Origin of the sequence: Winogradskyella sp. 4-2091, from assembly GCF_045765065.1 — a bacterium.
Classification (GTDB): Bacteria; Bacteroidota; Bacteroidia; order Flavobacteriales; family Flavobacteriaceae; genus Winogradskyella.
Genome location: NZ_JBJKOD010000005.1, coordinates 94,451 through 119,073, shown reverse-complemented (window position 1 = coordinate 119,073; position 24,623 = coordinate 94,451). Strand labels below are relative to the sequence as shown.

Annotated in this window: 17 protein-coding genes; 13 read left to right on the top strand and 4 right to left on the bottom strand. The window is 31.4% G+C overall.

Annotated elements, in window-relative coordinates:
- Positions 1-153: 153 nt before the first annotated feature.
- The gene (locus ACJBCC_RS08345) at positions 154-867 is read right to left on the bottom strand and encodes a peptidylprolyl isomerase (RefSeq protein WP_407556919.1); all 714 of its coding nucleotides are present in this window, start codon (positions 865-867) and stop codon (positions 154-156) included.
- A 2-nt stretch (positions 868-869) separates the two neighbouring features.
- Between ACJBCC_RS08345 and ACJBCC_RS08340 the strand changes: the two genes are divergently transcribed.
- Positions 870-1,514: an NUDIX hydrolase gene (locus ACJBCC_RS08340; protein WP_407556918.1), complete on the top strand. Its 645-nt coding sequence runs from the start codon at positions 870-872 to the stop codon at positions 1,512-1,514.
- 49 nt (positions 1,515-1,563) lie between these two features.
- Positions 1,564-2,364, top strand: a complete 801-nt coding sequence (locus ACJBCC_RS08335; protein ID WP_299101576.1) for a 1-acyl-sn-glycerol-3-phosphate acyltransferase — start codon at positions 1,564-1,566, stop codon at positions 2,362-2,364.
- A gap of 44 nt (positions 2,365-2,408) precedes the next feature.
- Here ACJBCC_RS08335 and ACJBCC_RS08330 read toward each other — a convergent pair whose 3' ends face one another.
- Together ACJBCC_RS08330 and ACJBCC_RS08325 are read right to left on the bottom strand one after the other, a co-directional pair.
- Positions 2,409-3,143: a hypothetical protein gene (locus tag ACJBCC_RS08330; protein WP_407556917.1), complete on the bottom strand. Its 735-nt coding sequence runs from the start codon at positions 3,141-3,143 to the stop codon at positions 2,409-2,411.
- A 14-nt stretch (positions 3,144-3,157) separates the two neighbouring features.
- Positions 3,158-3,760, bottom strand: a complete 603-nt coding sequence (locus ACJBCC_RS08325) for an ACP phosphodiesterase (protein WP_407556916.1) — start codon at positions 3,758-3,760, stop codon at positions 3,158-3,160.
- 182 nt (positions 3,761-3,942) lie between these two features.
- On the opposite strand from ACJBCC_RS08325, the gene glmM reads away from it, so the two are divergent.
- From glmM to ACJBCC_RS08305, 4 genes are all read left to right on the top strand, one after another.
- Complete coding sequence (glmM, locus tag ACJBCC_RS08320) at positions 3,943-5,331, top strand: phosphoglucosamine mutase (RefSeq protein ID WP_407556915.1); 1,389 nt, start codon at positions 3,943-3,945, stop codon at positions 5,329-5,331.
- Positions 5,332-5,383: 52 nt separating this feature from the next.
- Complete coding sequence (locus ACJBCC_RS08315; RefSeq protein WP_299101580.1) at positions 5,384-6,931, top strand: T9SS type A sorting domain-containing protein; 1,548 nt, start codon at positions 5,384-5,386, stop codon at positions 6,929-6,931.
- A gap of 68 nt (positions 6,932-6,999) precedes the next feature.
- Positions 7,000-8,508, top strand: coding sequence for an aminotransferase class V-fold PLP-dependent enzyme (locus ACJBCC_RS08310; RefSeq protein WP_407557021.1), 1,509 nt, complete (start codon positions 7,000-7,002; stop codon positions 8,506-8,508).
- Between the two features lie 22 nt (positions 8,509-8,530).
- Complete coding sequence (locus ACJBCC_RS08305; RefSeq protein ID WP_407556914.1) at positions 8,531-8,980, top strand: DUF1569 domain-containing protein; 450 nt, start codon at positions 8,531-8,533, stop codon at positions 8,978-8,980.
- A gap of 4 nt (positions 8,981-8,984) precedes the next feature.
- Here ACJBCC_RS08305 and ACJBCC_RS08300 read toward each other — a convergent pair whose 3' ends face one another.
- Entirely contained in the window at positions 8,985-9,875 is an 891-nt protein-coding gene (locus tag ACJBCC_RS08300) for a lysophospholipid acyltransferase family protein (RefSeq protein ID WP_407556913.1), read from the bottom strand.
- Between the two features lie 58 nt (positions 9,876-9,933).
- Between ACJBCC_RS08300 and ACJBCC_RS08295 the strand changes: the two genes are divergently transcribed.
- The 7 genes from ACJBCC_RS08295 to ACJBCC_RS08265 all read left to right on the top strand — a co-directional run bounded on the left by ACJBCC_RS08295 (position 9,934) and on the right by ACJBCC_RS08265 (position 24,455).
- Positions 9,934-10,593 carry a rhomboid family intramembrane serine protease gene (locus ACJBCC_RS08295; RefSeq protein WP_407556911.1) on the top strand — a complete coding sequence of 220 codons (660 nt, stop codon included), beginning with the start codon at positions 9,934-9,936 and terminating at the stop codon, positions 10,591-10,593.
- Between the two features lie 76 nt (positions 10,594-10,669).
- Positions 10,670-12,076 carry a tRNA uridine-5-carboxymethylaminomethyl(34) synthesis GTPase MnmE gene (gene mnmE / locus ACJBCC_RS08290; protein WP_407556910.1) on the top strand — a complete coding sequence of 469 codons (1,407 nt, stop codon included), beginning with the start codon at positions 10,670-10,672 and terminating at the stop codon, positions 12,074-12,076.
- Between the two features lie 151 nt (positions 12,077-12,227).
- Complete coding sequence (locus ACJBCC_RS08285) at positions 12,228-13,166, top strand: sterol desaturase family protein (protein ID WP_407556909.1); 939 nt, start codon at positions 12,228-12,230, stop codon at positions 13,164-13,166.
- Between the two features lie 219 nt (positions 13,167-13,385).
- Positions 13,386-18,098 carry a PAS domain S-box protein gene (locus ACJBCC_RS08280; protein WP_407556908.1) on the top strand — a complete coding sequence of 1,571 codons (4,713 nt, stop codon included), beginning with the start codon at positions 13,386-13,388 and terminating at the stop codon, positions 18,096-18,098.
- A gap of 42 nt (positions 18,099-18,140) precedes the next feature.
- Entirely contained in the window at positions 18,141-20,282 is a 2,142-nt protein-coding gene (locus ACJBCC_RS08275) for an ATP-binding protein (protein WP_299101586.1), read from the top strand.
- A gap of 73 nt (positions 20,283-20,355) precedes the next feature.
- Complete coding sequence (locus ACJBCC_RS08270) at positions 20,356-20,736, top strand: response regulator (RefSeq protein WP_299101587.1); 381 nt, start codon at positions 20,356-20,358, stop codon at positions 20,734-20,736.
- A 2-nt stretch (positions 20,737-20,738) separates the two neighbouring features.
- Positions 20,739-24,455, top strand: coding sequence for a sigma 54-interacting transcriptional regulator (locus ACJBCC_RS08265; protein ID WP_407556907.1), 3,717 nt, complete (start codon positions 20,739-20,741; stop codon positions 24,453-24,455).
- Positions 24,456-24,623 lie beyond the last annotated feature (168 nt).

Below are 24,623 nucleotides of genomic sequence, written 5' to 3'. Positions count from 1 at the left end.
TGTAAAGATGGTATTGCATTAACAATAAGCAAACAAGGTACTTAAATTTAGTAGGATGATTCTTAAAAATATTATAATTCTTGCTATTTTTAGGTAATTGGTATATAATCAAAACCTTGAGATTGGTTAATAATTAAAACTAATCATTTAGTATTAATCTAATAGCTCTATTTTTCTAATGTATACATTATTTAAAGGCCAATCACCTTCATCTGTTTTTACATTAGCAATTTTATCTACAACGTCCATACCAGAAGTGACCTCACCAAAAACAGTATAGTCTTTATCTAAATAATCTGCACCACCTTCGCGCTGAATAATAAAAAATTGAAATGGCGAAGCTAATTTATAAGCATTTTCAATTTCGCTACTTGGCATAGAAATAGCACCTCTTTTGTGTGTGTAACCTCTTTTAGTATCTGGCAACAATAAATATTTTCCTATTTTTTGTCGTCTTTTGGCAATATTATAATCATCACTACTGCCACCTTGAATCACAAAGTTTTTTACGACTCTATAAAATTGTGTATTATCAAAATAGTTTCGCTTTGTGAGGTATACAAAATTAGCTCTATGAAACTTTGTTTTGTTGTAGAGCTTAATGTCTATAATTCCAAAATCTGTTGTAATCCTCGCTTTGTTTTCTGTATGTTCTTTTTCGTATTCTAAAAAGAACTCCATGGCATTGGCATCAGTAAGAAGTGGATAGTCTTTAACTGGTTTATTCTCTTGAATTATTTTAGTTTCCGTTACAATAGAATCTTTTACAACGGAATTATTTGTTTTTTTTGAAGTTTGTTTATCTTCACAATTCTGTAGTAGTAACACAATTCCGATGGCCACGGGAAACATAAATCTAATTTTCATAAATGCTATTTAGTACGTTTTTAGAATCTGTAGTAAAAATAAAACATCTTGCGCTTTTAGGCGAAGACTCTCATGCTAAAATGTCGCCTCCATATCGTTTAGAATTAGCAGAAAAGAATAAAGAGAAATCAAAATTAGCAAGAAAAGCTGGTGTTATGGCTTTGTTTTATCCAGATGAGAATAATGAAACTAATTTAGTTCTCATTTTACGAAAAACTTACAAAGGCGTACATTCTGCGCAGGTTGGTTTTCCCGGTGGTAAGTATGAAGATATTGACAACCATGACTTAATGGAAACCGCAATTAGAGAAACGGAAGAAGAAATTGGTGTGGCTAGAGAAGATATTGAAGTATTGAAGACTATGTCGCCATTGTATATTCCGCCAAGTAATTTTATGGTTCATCCATTTATTGGTGTTTCAGAAAAGCAATTAAAATTTTTAAAACAAGATGAAGAAGTAGAGGCTATTATTGAAATCAAATTTGCAGATTTTGTAGACCAAAAAAACTGTATTACTACAATAGTACCAACGTCTTTTAATTTAGAAGTAGAGGTGCCAGCCTTTAAATTGAATGGTTATATTGTATGGGGAGCAACAGCAATGATGCTATCAGAAATAAAAGACTTGTTAAAACAAGTTTTATAAGTTAACTTAATGGTTACATTTGTAAACGACTAAAAATTAAGAATTATATATGGGATTATTCAAAAAAAATCCTTTTGGGCATATACTTTGGGTTAAAAAATGGTTAATTAGAATACTTGGTTTATTTACGCATAGACGTTTTAGAGGTTTTAATGAACTGCAAATTGAAGGCTCTGAGATTTTAAAAAATCTTCCTGATACTAACGTGTTATTTATCTCTAATCATCAAACTTATTTTGCAGATGTAATTGCGATGTTTCATGTTTTTAACGCTAGTCTTAGTGGTCGTTTAGATAATATTAAAAATGTAGGTTATCTCTGGAATCCTAAATTAAATATGTACTACGTCGCAGCTAAGGAAACTATGAAGTCTGGACTGCTGCCAAAAATATTTGCATATACAGGTTCTATCAGTATTGAAAGAACGTGGCGTTCACAAGGAAAAAATATTAATCGTCAAGTGAAGATGAGTGATATTACCATGATTAAAACAGCACTTAATGATGGTTGGGTTGTTACATTTCCACAAGGGACTACAACACCATTTAAACCTATTAGAAAAGGAACTGCTCACATTATAAAAACCTATCAACCTATTGTTGTGCCCATTGTAATTGACGGATTTAGAAGATCTTTTGATAAAAAAGGATTAAGAATAAAGAAGAAAAATATTTTTCAATCTTTTGAAGTTAAGGAGCCTTTAAAAATTGATTACGAAAATGAATCTATTGCAGATATCGTTGAAAAAATTGAATACGCCATAGAACAGCATCCTTCATTCTTAAAAGTAATTCCTCAGGCAGTATTAGAAGAAAACGAAAGGTTAAATCGTGAATTGCGAGATATGTAATTGCTGTTGGCTTAGATTTTATCGTCATTAAGATAAATAATCGATTAGTTTAAGCTTATTCCTTTAATATCCGTTAATTCTATGCCAAGAAATAGCAATTTATGAAATGTTGGTAATTGTGCACCAGTTTCTGTGAAGGTCCAGTTCTCCCAAGTTGCTTCTAATCCATCAATGGGTAAAATATCTACCCACATTTGATAGCTTTTTGGTTTTCCATTACTGTCTAAATGCCATAAATAAGAATCTCCAGGTGTTGTACCACCAGACTTATAAGTAATTAACAGAGCATCATTTTTATCTTCTGTTTTTACTAATCTGCGTTCTACACCAGCATCAAACACTTTATAAGGTGCAACAAGCCAAAATGAATCATTATTAAAATAATTAGTTGCTTTTGTAATATAATCTTGCTTTTCAATCCCATTATACGGTTGTTCCATAAAAAATACCTTAGAGTTATTGGCATTGTTAAAATCTAAGATAACACCTAAGTCATCCCAATAAACTTCACATGTATTATCTGTTTTATACCATTTATAGTGATGTATGCCTTTAAAAGTCCATTCTAAATAGTCAGTATTGAGGTATGCAACTTCATTTAAGGATTCTAGCATTTTAGTAGCAAGCTGATCTGCTTCAGGACCTTGCTGTCCTTTTGGCAATTCTTCATTATACTTTAGATATAAAAAACCAAAAAGTAGAAGTGTAGGTAATGTGAAGAACACTATAAGTCCTCCAATTATTTTTAAAGTTTTTTTTAGTCTGTTCTTTTTTGCCATTAAATCAATAAGTTTTAGGTATTAAATTCCTTTTCAATTTCTACACGTTTTATATAACTAAAAGAAATTAGTTCATCAAAAAACAAAGTAAAATCTTTTTCAAAAGAATTGTAATGTTCTTTTAGTTCTATTATGGCTTCATTCATTTTAGATTTACCTTTGGTTCTCTGATTCATACCATTCAACACTTTTTGTATTCCATCTATAGAAGCATAACTTAAAAGCCAATTACCTTCAATCATAGTTGGAGTGAATTTTTGAAAACGATTAGGAAGTATCTCAAAATTTTCTTCTAATGTTTTGTAGAATTTTTGAATAAATGATTCTAAAGGTTCATCAGAATAGTTAGACCAATTTTTGGCTAAAAAATGATCAAAAAAGATATCTACAATTACACCACTGTAATGACCATAATTTTTATGAAGTCGTTTTGTGCATTGTCTAAAAATAGGATGAGCATCAGTGAAAGTGTCAATATGTCGATGTAATTTAATACCAATCTGTATTTCCGTAGGATACGATTTGTATTTATTACCTCTAACACCATCGCCAACAAAATTACCTATTGTGATTATTTTATTGTCGCCAGAAAGATAAATATGAGCTAGAAAATTCATAGTTCGAAATTACAAATTCATATTGAACCATTCATGCTTTTCGTTAATTAACTATTCACTGTTTTTTTTCATGAATTTCAAAAGTTAGTTTTAATGTTTTTTCGGTCAAAAGACAAAAGTCAAGATAAGTTAAAGACCAAAATAAGATTAAGATATTATATTTGCTAAAAATTAAAATACACATGACATTAATAAAATCAATTTCAGGAATTAGAGGAACCATTGGAGGACCAGTAGATGACAACTTAACACCTATCGATGCAGTTAAATTTGCTGCAGCTTATGGGACTTGGTTAAAATCACAACGTGATAAAGATAACTACATCGTTGTTGTTGGACGTGATGCACGTATTTCTGGCGAGATGATTCAGAACCTAGTAATGAATACTTTAGTTGGTTTAGGGATACATGTCATTGATTTAGGTTTATCTACTACACCAACTGTAGAAATTGCAGTGCCATTAGAGCATGCAGATGGTGGTATTATTTTAACAGCGAGTCATAACCCAAAACAATGGAATGCTTTAAAATTATTAAATGCTAAAGGCGAATTTTTGAATGGTGCTGAAGGTCAGAAAATTTTAGAGATTGCTGAGTCTAACTCAATGAATTTTGCAGAAGTAGACGATTTAGGAAAAATAACTGTTAACGAAGCATATATAGATATCCATATCGACGAGGTTTTAGACTTAGAACTCGTTAATGTAAATGCTATAAAAGATGCTAATTTTAAAGTAGTTGTAGATGGTGTAAACTCAACAGGAGGTATTGCAATTCCATTACTATTAGAACGCTTAGGTGTAGAACCTGTAAAGTTATATTGTGACCCAACAGGTCATTTTCCGCATAATCCAGAACCGCTTAAAGAACATTTAGGAGATTTGGCAGATGCAGTTGTGAAGGCACATGCAGATTTTGGTATCGTTGTAGATCCAGATGTAGATCGCTTAGCTTTTATGGACGAAACAGGAGAGATGTTTGGTGAAGAGTACACATTAGTAGCTTGTGCTGATTACGTATTAAGTAAAACACCAGGAAATACGGTTAGTAACATGAGTTCTACACGAGCTTTACGCGACGTTACTGAAAAACATGGCGGAACTTATGAAGCGAGTGCAGTAGGTGAAGTTAATGTGGTTACTTTAATGAAAAAGAACAATGTAGTTATTGGAGGAGAAGGCAATGGAGGTATTATCTATCCAGATTCTCATTATGGAAGAGATGCTTTAGTTGGTGTGGCTTTATTTTTAAGTTTATTGGCTGAAAAGCAAATGAAAGTGAGTGAACTGAGAGCGTCTTATCCAAATTACTTTATGAGTAAAAAGAAAATTCAGTTAACACCAGGTTTAGATGTTGACGGTATTTTATCTACAATGGAATCTAATTATAGTCATGAAAACTTAACGACCATAGATGGTGTAAAAATAGATTTTGCAGATAGTTGGGTGCATTTACGTAAGAGTAATACAGAGCCAATTATAAGAATTTATACAGAAGCGCCTTCCCAAGAAGCAGCAGATACTTTAGCTGATCGTTTTATTGCAGAAATCAAAGCAGTTGCTAATATTTAATAACTAAAAACAACTTAATAACTAATCAATACTTTAACCTAAATTTAAAATAATGACTAAAACTTTACAATTACTTATATTTTTTTGCACCTTAAATATTTTTGCACAATCAGGAACCTTAGATTCTAGTTTTGGTACAGGTGGAAAGGTATTAACAACAGTCAATGGAACGGAAGATAGAGCAAGAGGTGTGGTGTTGCAAGATGATGGAAAAATTGTGGTTGCTGGTTATACATATAGTAATGTGTTTGGTTATGATTTCTTATGTATACGATATAATACTGATGGTTCATTAGATTCAACCTTCGGAACAAATGGAATTGCCACCTTTGATTTACAAATTGGAAGTGATGATAGAGCCTATTCTATAGATATACAATTAGATGGGAAACTTGTATTAGCTGGTTTCTCAGACGACGGAAGTGATAGAAATGGTGCGGTGTTAAGATTAAACACTGACGGCACTTTAGATACTAGTTTCGGTACGTCTGGAATAGCTATTACAGATGTATTTGAATCTGATATCTATAAGGTGGTAAAAATTCATCATGTAACTGGAAACATCGTTGTTGGAGGAACATCTTATGAAGATACTAATGAGTCTAATGGAATTTTAGCACGATATACTTCAGATGGTGCATTAGATACTAGCTTTAATGGTTCAGGAAAAATATCAGCATTAGAACCTGTAATTGGAAGTAATGCAGAAGTTATTGAGCTAATAATTGAAGATTTGGCTATAAAATCTAACGGAAGAATTACAGCTGTTGGTTGGGTCAATAATTTGGCATCATCATTCCCAAGAAGTGATCATTACCAATGTAGAATAAATAGTGATGGTACTCCAGATGAAACGTTTTCAGAAGATGGTTATGATTTTGATGTTTACACTACAGGTTGGGATAGAACCTTTTCTGTATTGATGTATCCGAACGACTCATTTATAGTTTCTGGTTATACTGAGTATACAGCGACGGACTATAGAACTTATATTGCAGATACACCATCAGACGGTGAAAGTGGAAACAGTGTAGATAATTGGTTGCAATTATCTACAAGTACACAAGAAGTAGGCTATGGAATGGAGTTTGATAATTCTGGAAATGTTATAATTGGTGGCGTATCTGCTGATGGTAATGCTGGTACTGCCTCTTTCTTTCTTACAAGCGTTGATAATAGTAATGATTATGTAATTAACTCATCTTTTGGAAACTCAGGATTTGTAACTACAGATTTTGGTACAGTATCTTTTGCGTATGATTTAAAAGTACAATCAGATGATAAAATAGTATTAGCTGGTTTTAGTGATAACCAAGTAGCTTTAGCTAGATATAATGGAAATACACTTTCTACAACTGATTTTGAGAAAGCGAATAACTTTTCGATTTATCCTAATCCAGTGGAAAACACTTTATATTTCAAAATGCTAAATAATGAGTTTGATAGCGAAAAGTATGATATTTATAATGTCCTTGGAAAAAATGTTTTAACTGGATCTATACATAACACTGAAAATGTAGTTAATGTTGAAAATTTAGCAGCTGGATTTTATTTTATTAGAATAGGAAATGAAGTTATAAAATTCGTTAAAAACGATTAATCTTTAAGTAGCATTTTTATAATGTCTTAAGTTAATGTAAATTAGATAAATTGAAAATATTAAAAGGTATGATTTCTTCTGAATCTTATAAGTCTAAACCATTAGAGCTCGAACAATATTTTCAACAATTTAGACAACATATAATTGGCCAAAATCAAACTTTTGTGTCGCCATATGGTGAGCAAAAAATCATTTATACAGATTGGACAGCTTCTGGTCGCTTATACAGACCTATAGAAGAAAAGATTTGTAATGATATTGGCCCTTTTGTTGCGAACACACATACCGAAACGACGGTGTCTGGCACAGCAATGACAAAGGCTTACCATAAAGCAAGGCATATTATTAAGGACCATGTAAATGCCAATGAAGATGATATTCTCATTGTCTCTGGCAATGGAATGACAGGTGTAGTCAATAAGTTTCAACGTATACTTGGATTAAAAGTACCTGAGAATTTAAAGGAGTTTACAACCATTCCGGATGAAATGAGGCCTGTGGTTTTTATTTCGCACATGGAACATCACTCTAACCAAACAACTTGGTTAGAAACGATGGCAAAAGTTGAAGTGGTTCCGCCTAATGAAGAGGGTTTGTTTTGTTTAAAGAATTTAGAAAAGTTGTTAGTGCAATATAAAGATTGTACTATTAAAATTGCATCTATTGTAGGCGGTTCTAATGTAACAGGGATTCAAATTCCGCATCATGATGTTGCTAAATTAATGCATAAACATGGAGGTGTTTGTTTTGTGGATTTTGCCTGTTCTGCGCCTTATGTTACTATGGATATGCATCCAGAAAATAAGGAATCACAGTTAGATGCTATATTCTTTTCACCACACAAATTTTTAGGAGGTCCTGGTACGTCTGGAGTTTTAGTTTTTAATAAAAAGCTTTACAAAAACATGGTTCCAGATTGTCCTGGAGGAGGCACGGTTAGCTGGACGAATCCTTGGGGAGAACACAAATATATTGATAATATTGAAGATAGAGAAGATGGTGGGACACCAGGATTTCTTCAAACTATAAAAACGGCCTTATCTATTCGATTAAAAGAACAAATGGGTGTTGAGAACATGTTACAACGTGAACATGAATTGGTCAATATTATTTTTACTAAGCTTGATAGTATCTCAAACATAAATATTCTCGCTGGTCAGCATAAAGATAGATTAGGTGTCATTTCATTCTATATTGATGATCTGCATTTTAATTTAGCTGTAAAATTGCTTAATGATAAATTCGGTATTCAAACTAGAGGAGGCTGCAGTTGTGCCGGAACTTATGGTCATTTTTTATTGCATGTAGATCAACAAATGTCACACGAGTTAACCAACGAAATATCAATAGGTGATTTGGTAAGAAAACCAGGTTGGATACGTATGTCTATTCATCCCACAACTACAAATGCTGAAATTAATTTTGTTTGTGATAGTATAATTGACTTAGCCAAAAATCATAAATCTTGGTCTGATGATTATGAGTATTTTAAATCTAATAATGAGTTTGTACATAAAACTTTAGTAGATAAATCCTCTGATTACTCTGATGTGAATGAATGGTTTAATTTGTTTTAAATCATGAGTATAACCAATAGCAATGAACAATTTATATAATCAGTCTGATTTAAATAGTATTCTAGAACGACTAGAAAAACTCTCTCCTAATGCAGATAGAAAATGGGGAAAAATGAATATTGGACAAATGCTTGCGCATTTAAACGTATCTCTTGAAACGGCTATGGGATTAAATTTTCCTGATCGCATATTTATAGGAAGATTAATAGGAGGCTTTATGAAACGAAGGTTTTTAAATGAACAACCATTAACCAAAAACTCTCCCACTGATCATAGTTATGTATTTACTGATGTTAGAGAATTTGAAAAAGAAAAAATTAAGGCTATAACATTAGTAAAAGCGTTTCATAAAAATGGACCAGACAAATGTACTACACATCCTCATTCATTTTTTGGAAAATTTACACCAGAAGAATGGGCCATTTTACAATGGAAGCATTTTGACCATCATTTAAGACAATTTGATTCTTAAGTTTTTAAGAAAACTCTGCAGGCACTTTATCACGATGTTTCCAACGCTTATGCGTCCAAAGGTAAAATTGAGGTGCTTCTAGTATTTGTTCTTCAAGAAGTTTGAAAAAAATATCTGTGATTTCGTAATTTTTAAGGTCTTTTGGGTTTTCTGCTATCGTTTTAAACGTTGTCTCATAGTATCCACGCTTTATTCGTTTTACACTAAAAAACACAACAGCCATATCCAGTTTCTTTGCCAAAACTTCAGCGCCAACATACATAGGTACTTTTATGCCCATAAAATTATTCCAATATAATGCTTTATGCGCTTTTGGTGATTGGTCTGATACAAAGCCGTTAATTGTTAATTCCTCATTTTTCTTACTGTCTAGCAATACACTAAAAGTTTCTTTAGTGGTAATAAGGTGAGAATTGTATTTAGCTCTAATACGCTTTACCAATTTATCAAAATGCTTGTTAGCAAGACGTTTATAAACTGCATAACCGTTGTGTTTTACGTATTTTTGTAGAATAAAAATCCATTCCCAACTACCATAATGACCACACATAAGAATGATGCTGCGCTGTTTTTTTTCTAAGTCATTTAATAGCTCAACATTAGTAAACTTAAAACGTTTCTTCATTTGAGCTTCACTAATGGTTAAAGATTTTATAGCTTCTACCATCATATCACAAAAATGGTGATAAAATTGGCTAGTTATTGTAGCGATTTCTTTCTCTGATTTATCAGGAAAAACTAAGCGTAGATTTTCTTTTACAACCGCTTTTCGGTATCCAAAAACACGATACATAAAAAGGTAAATTAAATCCGAAAAACCATAGAGTAATCTAAATGGCAAGATTGAAATTAACCAAAGAATTGGGTAAACTAAGATGTAAGCAATAAGTTGCATTAAAGTATGATTGCATTTAAGCACAAATATATATATTTGATTTCTAAGAATAGAGTTTATGGACAATTTAGGAATAAGTATAGTAACCATAGTCATTATTGCAGCGAACGGCATTATTTCGTTTAAGGGATTTGATGATCGCGGTTTCTTTGAAAAATTTAAATTTAATGTTGGCAGTATAAGACGTGGAGAACAGATAAGAATGTTAAGTTCAGGGTTTCTTCATGCAGATATGACACACCTGTTCTTTAACATGTTTACACTTTATTTCTTTGCAGATTTTGTAGTAGCAAGATTAGGGTCATTACATTTTTTAATCATTTATTTTGCAAGTTTAATCTTTGGAAATCTATTATCACTATATTTTCATAAAGATGAATATTGGTACAGTGCCATTGGTGCAAGTGGTGCAGTTACAGGAATTTTGTATTCGGCCATTCTATTAGAACCAGGCATGAGTTTGTACATGTATTTTATTCCTATCCCAATTCCTGGTTATATGTTTGGAATCGGCTATTTATTGTACTCTATATATGGTATGAAAAAAAGTATTGGTAACATTGGTCACGACGCGCATTTTGGAGGTGCAATTGGTGGTTATGTGATTACTTTAATACTATATCCAAGTATATTTGAAACTAATCTAGGTTATGTAGGTTTGTTAGCCATTCCAATAATTATTCTGTTTGTTTTACATAAAACAGGAAAATTGAATTAAGTCTCAATTCAATTAGGATCCTTTTCTGAATTTAAATCATATATTTTGCAATACTTTTGCAATAAAGAATTGAAAAATGCATAACGATACTATTGTAGCTTTAGCAACACCTTCAGGAAGTGGTGCAATAGCAGTTATAAGATTGTCAGGAAATGATGCTATAGCCATAGCTTCTAAATATTTTAAATCTATATCAGGTAAAAAATTAAGTCAGCAAGCAACCCATACTATTCATTTAGGTCATATAATAGAAGGAGACAAAACTATAGATGAGGTATTAATTTCAATTTTTAAAGATCCTAATTCTTATACAGGTGAAAATGTAATTGAAATATCTTGTCATGGATCATCATATATTCAACAAGAAATTATTCAACTCTTTTTGCGACATGGTTGCAGAATGGCAACGGCTGGAGAATTTACCTTAAGAGCATTTTTAAATGGAAAACTTGATTTAAGCCAAGCAGAAGCTGTAGCTGATTTAATTTCAAGTGATAACGAAGCATCACATCAAATTGCTATGCAACAAATGCGTGGTGGTTTTTCATCTGAAATTGCCAAACTTCGTGAGGAACTCTTAAACTTTGCATCATTAATAGAGTTAGAATTAGACTTTGCAGAAGAAGATGTTGAGTTTGCAGACCGAACACAATTTAAACAACTTATAGAACGTATCAACTTTGTATTGAAACGTTTAATTGATTCTTTCGCAGTAGGAAACGTCATCAAAAACGGAATACCTGTTGCTATTGTTGGCGAGCCAAATGTTGGGAAGTCTACATTACTCAATGCTTTACTAAATGAAGATAGAGCTATAGTGTCTGAAATTGCAGGAACAACAAGAGATACCATTGAAGACGAAATCTCAATAGGAGGCATAGGGTTTAGATTTATAGATACAGCAGGTATTAGAGAAACTGAAGATGTTGTAGAATCTATAGGTATTAAGAAAACTTTTGAAAAAATAGAGCAAGCCCAAGTAGTCATGTTCTTAATTGGCAGTCCTCAATTAATAGCGAGCAAAGATGCAATAGATGCTTTTAAAATAGAAATAGAAAAAATAAAAAATAAGTTTCCGCAAAAGCAACTTTTAGTTGTTCTTAATAAAATTGATCAGATTACAGATTCTAAATTAGCAAATATTACTAGTACATTAGAATCAAAATCTACACAATTAATTCCTATTTCAGCAAAAACTGGTATCGGAGTAGAGCAATTAACAAATGCCTTACTTAATTTAATTAATACAGGAGCGCTTAGAAATAATGAGACTATTGTTACTAATTCACGTCATTATGATGCATTGTTAAAAGCTTTCGAAGAAATTCAGAAAGTGAAACATGGACTAGAAACAGGATTGTCTGGCGACTTATTAGCAATAGATATTAGACAAGCGTTATATCATTTTGGTGAAATAACAGGCGAAATTACTAATGATGACCTTTTAGGTAATATATTTGCTAATTTCTGTATTGGAAAATAAAATTACAGCCTTATTTCTTTATAGATTCTGAACAAGGTAAATAAAAAATTATTGAATCTTAATTACGTATTCATTTCTCTTAGATTAATTGGAGTTGAGACATCGTTTTTTACTAATAATAACATCAACTTGCATTAATTTTTATAATTAAATGGACATTACAAATCCCTTAGTTTACGGCGTGCCTTGCTTTTTAGGTTTTATAGCTTTAGAACTTTCTTATAGTAAAGCTTTTGATAACAAAAAGTTATATAAACGAAAAGATTTAATATCTAGTTTGTCACTTGGAGTAGGTTCAGCAATTTTAGGAGCGTTGTTAAAAACGGTTTCTGTAATGCTGATTTTTAATTTTGCTTACGACGTTTTTAATCCTCTCGTAGATGGTGTGCGTACTAACATTATGGGGTGGAAATCTTTTGGTTATGCTTGGTATATTTGGGTGATTTGTATGCTTTTAGATGATTTTGCATATTACTGGTTTCACAGGCAAAACCATATGGTTAGGATTTTTTGGGCAGCACATATTGTTCATCATTCATCAGATAATTTTAATTTAGGAACTGCGGTAAGAAACGGTTGGTTCACCTTATTTTATAAGCCTTTTTTCTACGTATGGATTGTTATGATAGGTTTTCCGCCAGAAATGCTCGTTGTATGTTTGGGTATAGAGTCTTTATGGCAGTTTCAATTGCACACACAGTATGTGAAAAAACTAGGTGTTTTTGAAAAGTTTCTAAATACACATACCATGCATCAAGTACATCATGCACAGAATATAGAATACATGGATAAAAATCATGGCGGCATACTAAATGTTTTTGATAGGATTTTTGGAACATGGAGAGAATTAGATGAAACTATAGATATTAAATATGGTGTTTCTACACCACCTGAATCTTATAACATTTTTATAATTCTGACACATGAGTATAAGAATATTTGGAATGACTTAAAAAAGTCTAAGAATTGGAAACATAAGTTTATGTATGTGTTCGGACCTCCTGGTTGGAGCCATGATAATAGTACAAAAACGATTAAGCAAATAAGGTTAGAGATTTTAGAGTCTTCAAAAAATAAGACGCGGTCTTAAGATAATAGAGCAGTTTTTAATAGAATCAGTTGATTATAATAGGTGGTTATTATAAATAACTGTTTTGTAGTAGATTATGTTTTTACTGATTATAAATATGGATTTAATAACATTGGTTTTTTGAAAAAGTTCTAATAATTTTGTATATTATGCTAGCATAGTTTATTTGGTGAATTAGCCCTTAACTTCTTTCCCTTTTTTAACTAACTAAACCGCTGTATGACTACTTTTTTCTTATTGTTACTAGGGTTGCTCTTTGCGTCTTTTAGTTTCCTGGCCTTATATGAGTTAAGAACTAAAGTTGGTTTGGCACCTTTATTTATGATTCTTGCTGCTGTTCTATTTTTCTCTGCTTATTTAGGTAATAAGTTAGGTGTAGAAATTATTGACGATAGTACTATAGAACTCATATCTATAGTTTTGTATAGTGGATTTTTATTCGCAGTCTTGTTGATTTATATAAACGAAGGCGTAAAGTGTACAAGAGCTCTTATAATTGGTTCTATATTGTCTGCTGTGTTTATGGCTACAATATTGCCAATTCTTCAAACCACTCAGTATTTAGGTAATAGTAGTGCTGCTTTTTTAGATAATGCAATGTTTCCTAGCTTTAAAATGCTACTATTCAGTAGTATTATTATGGCTGCAGAACTATTATTATTAGTTATTATTTATCAATATATAGTGCAAGCATTTAGAAGCGTGCCATATTATCTTGTTTTAATCCTTTCTATAGTATCTGTTTTAATTTTTGATGCACTAATTTATAATTTGGTCTCCGCTAAGTTATCAAGCTTGTTTACTAAATCATTTACAATAGAAATCCTTTTTAGATCTATATCAGGAATTTCGTATGCTCTTATACTATTCTTCTACCTAAAAATCAAGAATAGTGAACAAACATGCTTAGATTTCATGCGAACGCAAAGAAAAGATGTGTTATCTATTTTTAAATCTAGTACAGAAATATTAGATATAAATTATGAAAAATCTGTATTAGCACAAAAACCTGCGTTCAAAATAGAAAGCGCTTTAAATCATATTTCTGATGGTTTTGTAACCTTAGATAATGATTGGCGTTTTACATACGCTAATGTAAAAACTGGAGAGTTTTTAAGAGAAAACCCTAAGGATTTAATAGGTAAGCAAATTTGGACTGTTTTCCCGGACAATGAAGATTTATACTTCTCTAAACAATATCATAAAGCAAAGCAGACATTAAAAATTTTAACATTAGAAGGTTATTATGAGCGTTTAGATCGTTGGTTTGAAAATAGAATATATCCTACAGAAGATGGTGTTACAATCTATTTTAGAGATATTACGGAAAGGAAAAAACGCGAGAACTCAAATCAGATGTTGGGTTCTTTAATAGAAACAAGTAACCAGTTTATTGGTTTGGCTTCGTTAGAGGGAAAACCATTTTATCTAAATACCAATGGTAGGTCGTTGGTAGGTTTAGGGGAAAAAGACGAGTTGCCAAATTCTATTTCTGACTTCTTTTCAGATGATTATAAGAACGAAACAGAAGAAGATCACTTAACAAATCTTCTTAGCAAAGGGAGTTGGAGTGGTAAGGTTCAATTTAAAAACTTTAAAACAGATCAGTTAATCTCTGTTGAAATATCTGGCTTTTTAATTACAGATACAAATACAAATGAACCCATATCATTAGGTATTGTAGCTAATGATATTACAGAGCGAAAACGCACCGAAGAGAACCTAATTAATAGTGAAAGTCTTTTTAAAAGACTGTCATCAGAAGCACCTTCTGGTATATTTCAAACTGATCAAAAAGGTTATTGTAATTACGTTAATGAGAAATGGTTACAATACGCTGGTATTACATATGATGACGCTATGGGATACGGTTGGGCTAAAGCCATACACCCAGAGGATAGAACAAGAATAGAGATAGAATGGCAAGATTATATCTCCTCCGATAGAGAAGAATTGGAGACTCAGTTTAGATTTTTACATAAAAATGACATAGTGGTTTGGGTTACAGTTAAGACTGTTGCAACCTATGATGCTGACCAAAACCTTAGTGGTTATATAGGAATGGCAATTGATGTTACTGAGAGAAAGCAAGCAGAAGAAAAATTAATTAATAGTGAGTTACTTTTTAGAAGTTTAACATCTAAAGCTCCTGTCGGTATTTTTCAAACGGACGCTAATGGCTCCTGTAGTTTTGTAAACAACCAATGGATCAAATATTCTGGTATATCTTATGAAGATGCTATGGGCTTTGGTTGGTCTAATGCTTTGCATCCTGATGATAAAGAACGAATATTAAAAATTTGGGAAAATGCAATCACTAATAATGAAGAATATAACGCTGATTTAAGGTTCTTCAATAAGAAAGAAAATAAAACTTATTGGCTAACTGTAAAATCAGAGAGTTTATATGACGTAAATAATAATGTAACAGGTTTCATTGGAGTTTGTATTGACATTACAGAAAGACAAATCGCGATTCAGCAACTTAGAGAAAGTGAAAAATACCTCGATAATATCTTAAATAATATTGGTGATCCAGTTTTTGTAAAAGATGACCAAAGTAGAATTGTTTTAGCTACAGACGCTTTCTGTTCAATTTTTAATATTACAAAAGAAAAAATTCTAGGACAAACTTTAGCTGAGTATTTTCCGGAAGATGCAAGACACCGTTTTTTACAAAATGATAGAATGGTATTAGACACAGGGTTGGTTAATATACAAGAGGAAACGCTCAATTTAGATAATAAAAACACTAAATCTATATCCACAAAGAAAACCCGCTTTATAGACAGTAATGGCAATAAGTTTATTATAGGCGTTATTAGAGATGTTACGGAACGTAAAAAAGTGAATAGTGAAATAGCGGAAGTTAAAAATAAACTCGAAGCGGCTGTAAGAATTGGGGGAATAGGCTATTGGAGTTGGGATAGGGTAAAAGATGAAGTGTTTTGGTCAGATATTATATACGACATATATGATGTAGATAAAGACACGCCTCTTACTTATAGTACAGTATTTAGCAGAATACATCCTGAGGATAGAGCTTTTCATAATAAGATTATTAAAGAAAATGCCTCTACTGGAAATACAGATCCATATGAATTTAGAGTGTTAAGGCGAGATAAGTCCATAAGATATGTTATTTCGCATATGGAAGTCCTCAAGGATGAACATGGTAACCTTACAAGGTATCAAGGTACTGTCATGGATATTACAGATAGAAAGAAAGCTGAGTTAGACTTAATAGACAGTGAAAAACTATTTAAGCGTATAATATCTAATGCACCAGTTGCTATTTTTCAAGCAGATATTGAAGGAAAGTGTAATTACGTAAATAATGAATGGCTAGCTTATACAGGTCAAACTTTTGAAAACGTAATGGGTTATGGTTGGTTAAACGCAATTCATCCTGAGGACCAGGTTACAGCAGCAAATTTATGGGAACAAGGTATAAAGGCTAAAACGGATATTTTATTAGAATTTAGACTTATTAATCCTCACGGAAAAACAATATGGCTTTCTAATAAAGCAATTAAAACATTTGATACTAATAATCAATTTAATGGTTACATAGGTATATCATTAGATATTACAGATAGGAAATTGGCTGAAGAGAATGAATTAAAAAATAAGCATTACCTTAATAATATTTTAAATAATATTGGTGATCCTATTTTTGTAAAAGATGAACAAAGTAGGTTAATACTAGTTAATAATGCTCTATGTGATGTGTTTGGTTTACCAAGAGAAGAGATATTAGGTAAAACTATGGCAGAAAGGTTGCCACAAAAAGAGCGTGATACGTTTTTAAGAATTGATAAAGAGGTCATTGAAACAGGTATCGAAAATACTAATGAAGAAACGGTTAATCTAAATGGTAAAGAACTGAGAACATTCTCCATTAAAAAAACAAGGTATATCCAAGAAGGTAATTTTCTTCTTTTAGGTGTGCTAAGAGATGTAACTGAACGTAAAAAAGCAGAAGAAGAAATTAGAAAAACGCACCAAAGACTTACCACGCATTTAAATAATTCTCCTTTAGCGGTTATAGAGTGGGACAATAAATTTAAAATTACAAATTGGTCACCGCAAGCTAAAACTATTTTTGGTTGGTACGAGGAGGAGGTTATTGGCAAGAATTACAACGACTTAAATTTGGCATTTCAAGACGATAAAGAGATAATTGAAACTACTTATAACGAGTTGCTCAGTGGAACTGTAAATCGCAATAGGTCACTAAATCGTAATTACACTAAGCACAAAAAAATAATTTATTGCGAATGGTATAATTCTGTGTTGTTGTCGCCAACTGGAGAAATTGAATCATTTTTTTCAATGGTACAAGATGTTACAGAACGTATAGAAATTGAAAAAGGTATAGCGGAAAGTGAAGAGAAATTTTCTAAAGTATTTAATTCTAGTCTAATAGGGTATTCAATCGTAAATACAGATCAGATTAGAGTAGATGTCAATGAAGCTATGGCAACTATGTTAGAGTCTACAAGAGAACATTTAATTGGTAAAACAATGGAAGGTGCTATGGTAGATGTACTAGACGAGTCTTACTATATCCAAAAAGAACGGTTGTTTCAAAAGCTCATGAAAAACGGTTATTTGCATAATGAAACCATAGATAGAACCTTGGTCAGTGGAAAAAAAATAAGTATTTTATGTTCTGTAGAAGCCATAGAGATTGCAGGTGAAACGCATGCACTTTTTGCTGTTGTAGATAATACAGATAAGAAAATTACTGAGTTGGAGCTTGAAACTTATAGAAATAATCTTGAAGAATTAGTTGCGTTGAGAACAGAAGAAGTGAATACTAAAAATATTCAATTAGAACGAATGAATAAACTATTTGTTGGTAGAGAATTAAAAATGAGAGAATTAAAAGAAATTGTAAAAGAATTAAAAAATAAGTATGAGAAGTAGCTGTAATGGGCAGAATTTAGGGTATAATCAATTGGTAATTATATGATAATAAATAAATTATACCAATTTTTAAAAAAACCATTAGTTGCTGGGGTTTCAACTTTTATTGTACTACTTATAATAACGCAATTTATTGCATACCAAAAGTATCGAATTAATAATAGCGAACAACAACAAATATTAAATCAGGAAATAAGTTTTATAAAAGAAAAGCTTCAGTTCTTAATAATGTTTAATTATTCTGCAACAAAATCCCTGGCTTATATTGTAGAGCGTAATGGGATACCTGATGATTTTGACGCAATCGCGATAGATTTATTAGAACATCAAAGTTATTTTGATGCCGTGGAATTGGTGGATAGTACTGGTGTGATTACGCATGTATACCCTAAGGAAGGCAATCCTGTTTTAGGTTTTAATATATTATCTAGTAAAGAAGGTGGCACAGGCGCTCATGCTACTATACAAAGAAAGGATTTTTTTATTGCTGGTCCTGTTAACTTAAAACAAGGTGGTGTAGGCATTATTAGTAGGCAGCCGATTTATATAGAAGATAAATTTCATGGTTTTACAGCTGTGGTTACTAAACTTTCTACATTTTTCAATGATTTAGAAATAAATCATTTGAATGATAGCCAATTTGAATATCAATTGTCTAAAGTAAACGGAATGACTGGTGAAGAAAGTTACTTTTTAGATAGCAACTTAGCGGCATTAGAAGATTATGCAGTACCAATTAAAATACCTTCTGGTGAGTGGAAGTTGTATATTATGCCAAAAGGGAATAGAACCAATTCAGCTTACTGGTTTAGTGTCTTAGGATTTTTATTAGCAGGTTTTGCCGGTTGGGGAACTTGGTATTTTATTGGAACATCTGATAGGTTCAATAGGTTAATCAAAATTAAACTAGATAGCCAAGAAGCGCAGTTGAAATTTATACACGAAACGACTAAACATCAAATCAGAAAAAGTGAAGCGAGTTTAAACAAAGCCCAAGAAATTGCGAGTTTAGGAAGTTGGGAGTTAGATCTAAAAACAAATAAAATTACGTGGTCCGAAGAAATGTATCGCATATTTGAAAAAGACCTAGATAGTTATAACGTTACTCGCAAAGGTGTATATGATACTGTGCATCCAGAGGATAGAATTATGGTACGCAATATTGTTGATGAGGCCATAGAAAACAAACACAATTACCAAGTTACATATCGTTTATTATTATCAGATGAGCGCATAAAGTACATAGATGAGCAATGTGAGTTGTATTATGATGAAGATAATATACCAATAAAACTATTTGGGACTATACAAGATATAACGGAAAGAATAATAAGAGAAAAGGAATTATTAAATTTTAAAATCAACCTAGAGAATATTGTAAGTAAACGTACTGAAGAGTTAAATGATAGTAAAGAAGCTTTATTAAATTTAGTTGAGGATATCAATGAGCAAACTATTGAACTAGAGAAGGAAAAAATGAAAGCACAATCCGCAGATTTAATGAAGTCTGCGTTTTTAGCGACTATGTCTCATGAGTTAAGAACACCAATGAATTCAATAATTGGTTTTACTGGTATCCTTTTAAAAGAATTAGCAGGTCCGTTAAATAAAGAGCAAAAAAAACAGCTTTCTATGGTAGAAAGAAGCGGGCAAAATTTGCTGAGACTAATTAACGATGTTTTAGATATTTCTAAAATAGAAGCCGGTAAATTAAATGTTTCGTACGAGCCATTTAATTATCTTGTATCAATACATAAAACAATAGATTTTTTAAAACCTCAAGTGGATAAAAAAGGGTTGACAATAATTACCCAGATTGAAGATAAAGACATTGTCATAGATAGTGACGAAAGACGGATTGAACAGGTGTTGTTAAACTTAATTTCTAATGCTATTAAATTTTCAGATAAAGGAATTATCACAGTAAAAGTAGACGTTAAAGACAGTAATGTTGTTACTCAAGTAATTGATGAAGGAATCGGTGTTTCGGCGAAAGATATTGATAAGTTATTTGAACCCTTTACTCAATTAGAAGATGGATTAAATAGAAAACAAGAAGGTACAGGTTTAGGCTTAACAATAAGTAAAAGTTTAATAGAGAAACTAGGAGGCACTATCTTTGTGTGTAGTGAGTTAGATACGGGAAGTAAATTTACGTTTTCATTACCATTAAAAAAAAAATAACTAAGAAATAAATGTTTCAATAATAAAAAGAATGATTTTGCAGTACTGAAGTTAATTTTTAAATTAATAAGATATGAAACCATCTATTTTAATAATAGAAGATAATGAACAAAACATGTATATGTTATCATATCTTCTAAAAGGTAATGATTATCATGTAATTGAAGCATACAATGGAAATGATGGAATAAATTTAGCACTTAAATACAATCCAGAAATAATATTGTTAGATATTCAATTGCCAGACATGGATGGTTATGAAATCTGTGTTAAACTACGTAATGATAAATTACCTAAAGCAACAACAATAATTGCTGTAACATCTTATGCGATGGGTGGAGATAGAGAAAAGGCACTAAGAGCAGGAGCAGATGGTTATATAGAAAAGCCAATAAATACTGAAACATTTGTAAGTGAAATGATTAGAATTTTTAACAAAAAACAACAAAAATAGATATGAGTACTGTATTGATCGTCGATGATATATATGAAAACCTCTATTTGCTAAGAGTAATATTAGAGAAATCTGGTTTTGATGTCATAGAAGCTTATGATGGTAAAGAAGGGTTAGAGCAATTGTCTAAAAATAGAGTAGATATTATTGTTTCTGATATTTTAATGCCAGTAATGGATGGCTATATGTTCTGCCAAGCTTGTAAAAAAGAGGAGGCATATAAAAGCATTCCTTTCTTATTTTATACATCTACATATACAGAAAAACTAGATGAGGAATTAGCTCTAAAATTAGGCGCTGTGAAGTTTTTACGAAAGCCAACTGATTATGATAAAATAGTTCCAATAATTCAAAATGTATTAAAACAAGAAATCGTTAAACCCAATAAAGTAGTAGATGAAGATTTCTCTGAGAAAGAAGTTTTAAGATTTTACAGCAAACGATTAATTAGCAAGTTAGAACAAAAAAATCTAGAACTAGAAAAGGAAATTCTAGAGAGAAAAAAAATTGAAAAATCATTGATTCAAAAAAATGAGATACTAGATTTATTTGCATCTAATATACCATTGAATAAAATTTTAGAGCAATTAATTTTAAATTATGAATCTGAAAATCTTGGTTATTTTGGAAGTATAAACTTGGTAAATAAAGAAGGGACACATTTAAAATTGAGCGCAGGACCATCGCTACCAGAGTCATATCTTGAAGGCGTAAAAATTATTAAAATTGAGAAAGATCGAGGCTCATGTGGTACTGCTGCATTTGCTAAGCAAACGGTAATTGTTTCAGATGTTGCTACAGATAAGTTGTGGAAAAATGACAAAGAATTGGCTTTAAAACATAATTTAAAGTCATGTTGGTCTGTACCTGTGCTTTCTAAAGACAACGAGCTCTTAGGAACATTTGCTATATACAGTAGTGCTATTAATGCACCAACGGAAGAAGAAATAAAAGATTTGAATTTCGCCGTAGGGCTCGCAGTAATTGCTATAGAAAAAAGTATAATAACTGAAGAAATTAAGAAAAAAGATGAATCATATAAGGCATTAGTAAATCAAGCGATAGATGCTATTATTGCTTACGATTTTGAAGGGAATATCTATGAGTTTAATAGAGCGACTTATTTAATGTTGGGCTATACTAAAAACGAGTTTTCAAATATGAAACTTCAAGATTTTTTAGTAGGTAATATTATTAGAGACTTAGATCTTCATCAAGATATTTTAGATGGTAAATCAGTAGTCTTTCAAAGGCAATTAAGACATAAAAATGGAAATATAATAGAAGGAGAAGTCTCTGCAAAAATTAAAGGTGATGGTAAAGTTGTTAGTATTGTAAGGGATATAACGGAAAGAGAAAAAATTTTAAGAGCAATAAAGCAAGAGAAAGAGTTTTCATCTGGTCTTTTAGAAGCTATGCAAGAGGGCTTATATGCTATTAATACAGAATCAGAGATTATAAGTGTTAATCCTGCGTTTTGCAGAATGACAGGGTTTTCACAAGAGGAATTGCTTGGAGTTAAACGCCCTTATCCGTTTTCTCCACCAGAATTGTCTGAAGCAAATGACATTCGTTATAAGCTTTTAACAGAGAACAAAAACGAAACAAGTTACGAGAATACTTATTTAAGAAAAAATGGAGAACGATTTCCGGTACAACTAATAGTTTCACGAATTAATGATGCAGATGGTAATAAGATTGCCAATTTTGCCACCATACAAGATATTACAGAACGACGAAAGGCTGAAATAGAACTTAAGTTATCCAAAGAATTTAATGATAAATTAATAATGTCTATGCAAGAAGGCTTAATGATAGCTTCATTGGATACAAAACTTATTTTAGTAAACGATTCTTTATGTAAAATAACAGGTTATACCAAGACAGAACTATTAAGTCATGGTCATCCATACCCTTTTTGGAAGAAACAAGACCATGATAGTGTACTTGGTAGATACCAAGAAGTAGCTGAAGAAAAAGCAAAAGAAGTATACTACGACATCGTTAAAAAAAATGGTGAAATAATAAAAGCATCATTTTTTACTGGTACAATTAAAAATAACAAGGAGGAAGTAATAGCGGTTTTTGCGACTATTAAGGATATTTCAGAAGAAGAGAAAGCAAAACAATTATTAATAGAAAAAGAAAAAAGGTCTAACCAAAAAAAGCAAGTAATACTTGAGTTGGCTGAATTAGTTGGTGAAGATTTAGAATTGTCATTAAAAAGAATAACGGAACTATCTGCGATAACTTTAAATGTAGAGCGCGTAAGTATCTGGAGCTTCAGTGAAGATAGAAGTAGCGTTGTTTGTAAAAATTATTATACTTTAGAAAAAGGTTATGTCAATGAAAAGTATGAATTAAATTACTCAGAAAATTCAAATTATTTTGAAACCTTAAAAAGAAATCAATCCATATTAATTAAAGATGCAAGAAATAATGAGCTTACTAAACCATTTGCAGAATCTTATTTAATACCTAATAACATTATTTCTTTAATGGATGTTTCAATTAATAGTGCAATTGGGAGTTATGGTTTAATTTGTTTTGCCCATTCCGGAGAAAATTTAAGAGATTGGACAGCAGAAGAGCTGGAGTTCGCTACATCCATAGCAAGTATTGTATCACTGATGGTAGAAAGTTCAGAACGTAGGCATGTTGAAGAGGAACTAGTTTTAACGAATTCAGAATTATTTAAGGCAAATAATGAGTTAAATAGTCTTCGTGAAAAATTAGAAAGAGAAAACATTTACCTTAGAAATGAAATAGACCTTGTATTTAATTATGAAGAAATGGTTTATGGCAGTGAAATATTTAGCAATGTCTTAAACGAAATAGAACAGGTAGCACCAACTAACGCAACAGTATTATTATTAGGTGAATCTGGCACAGGTAAAGAGCTATTGGCAAGGGCTATTCATAATATTGGGCATCGTAATAACGATCCTTTAATAAAAGTAAACTGTTCAGCAATACCCAGAGAACTGATAGAAAGCGAATTGTTTGGGCATAAAAAAGGGTCTTTTACTGGAGCCTTTAGTGATAAGATTGGTAAGTTTGAGTTGGCAGATAACGGTACACTGTTTTTAGATGAAATTGGAGAATTACCCTTAGATATGCAACCAAAAATTCTTAGATTTCTGCAAGAAGGCGAAATTGAAGTCGTTGGTGGTGCTCATGTAAAAAAGTTAAATGTTAGGGTAATTGCAGCCACAAACCGTAATCTAGTAGAAGAGATTAGAAAAAAGCAGTTTAGAGAAGATTTATATTTTAGACTTAATGTATTCCCTATTAATGTTCCGGCTTTAAGAGAGCGAAAAGATGATATACCTTTGCTGGTAGAGCATTTTGTAGAGAAGTTTAACAAAGCGTATAATAAAAATATAGAGTTTATAAGTGATGAGGCTATGACTAAGCTTAAAGCTTATAATTGGCCAGGAAATATTAGAGAATTAGAAAATTTAATTGAGCGTGCTTCAATTCTATCATCAGATAAAACATTGATAATTCCAGGTTTTGAATCTTCGAGCCAAAAAACAAAACCTATAAATAATATAGACTTGTCATTAGATGCTGTTCAGCGTAATCATATTCTTCAAATTTTAGAACAATGTAATTGGAAAATTACTGGCTCAAATGGTGCTGCCGAATTATTAGAACTAAAGCCAAGTACGCTTAGAGATAGAATGGCTAAATTAGGGTTGAAACGATTAGTTTAATGTAACGGTATTTCGCTAACGGTAAAGATTTTTTAAATACCACTCACGGAATACCGTTAGTTTTTTGTAAATACACATTAGCGAGTTAATATCTAAATCATTGACAATCAATATTTTGTGATTTTAAATTTGATTTTGGCATAGGTATTGGAATAAGTTTCATAAATA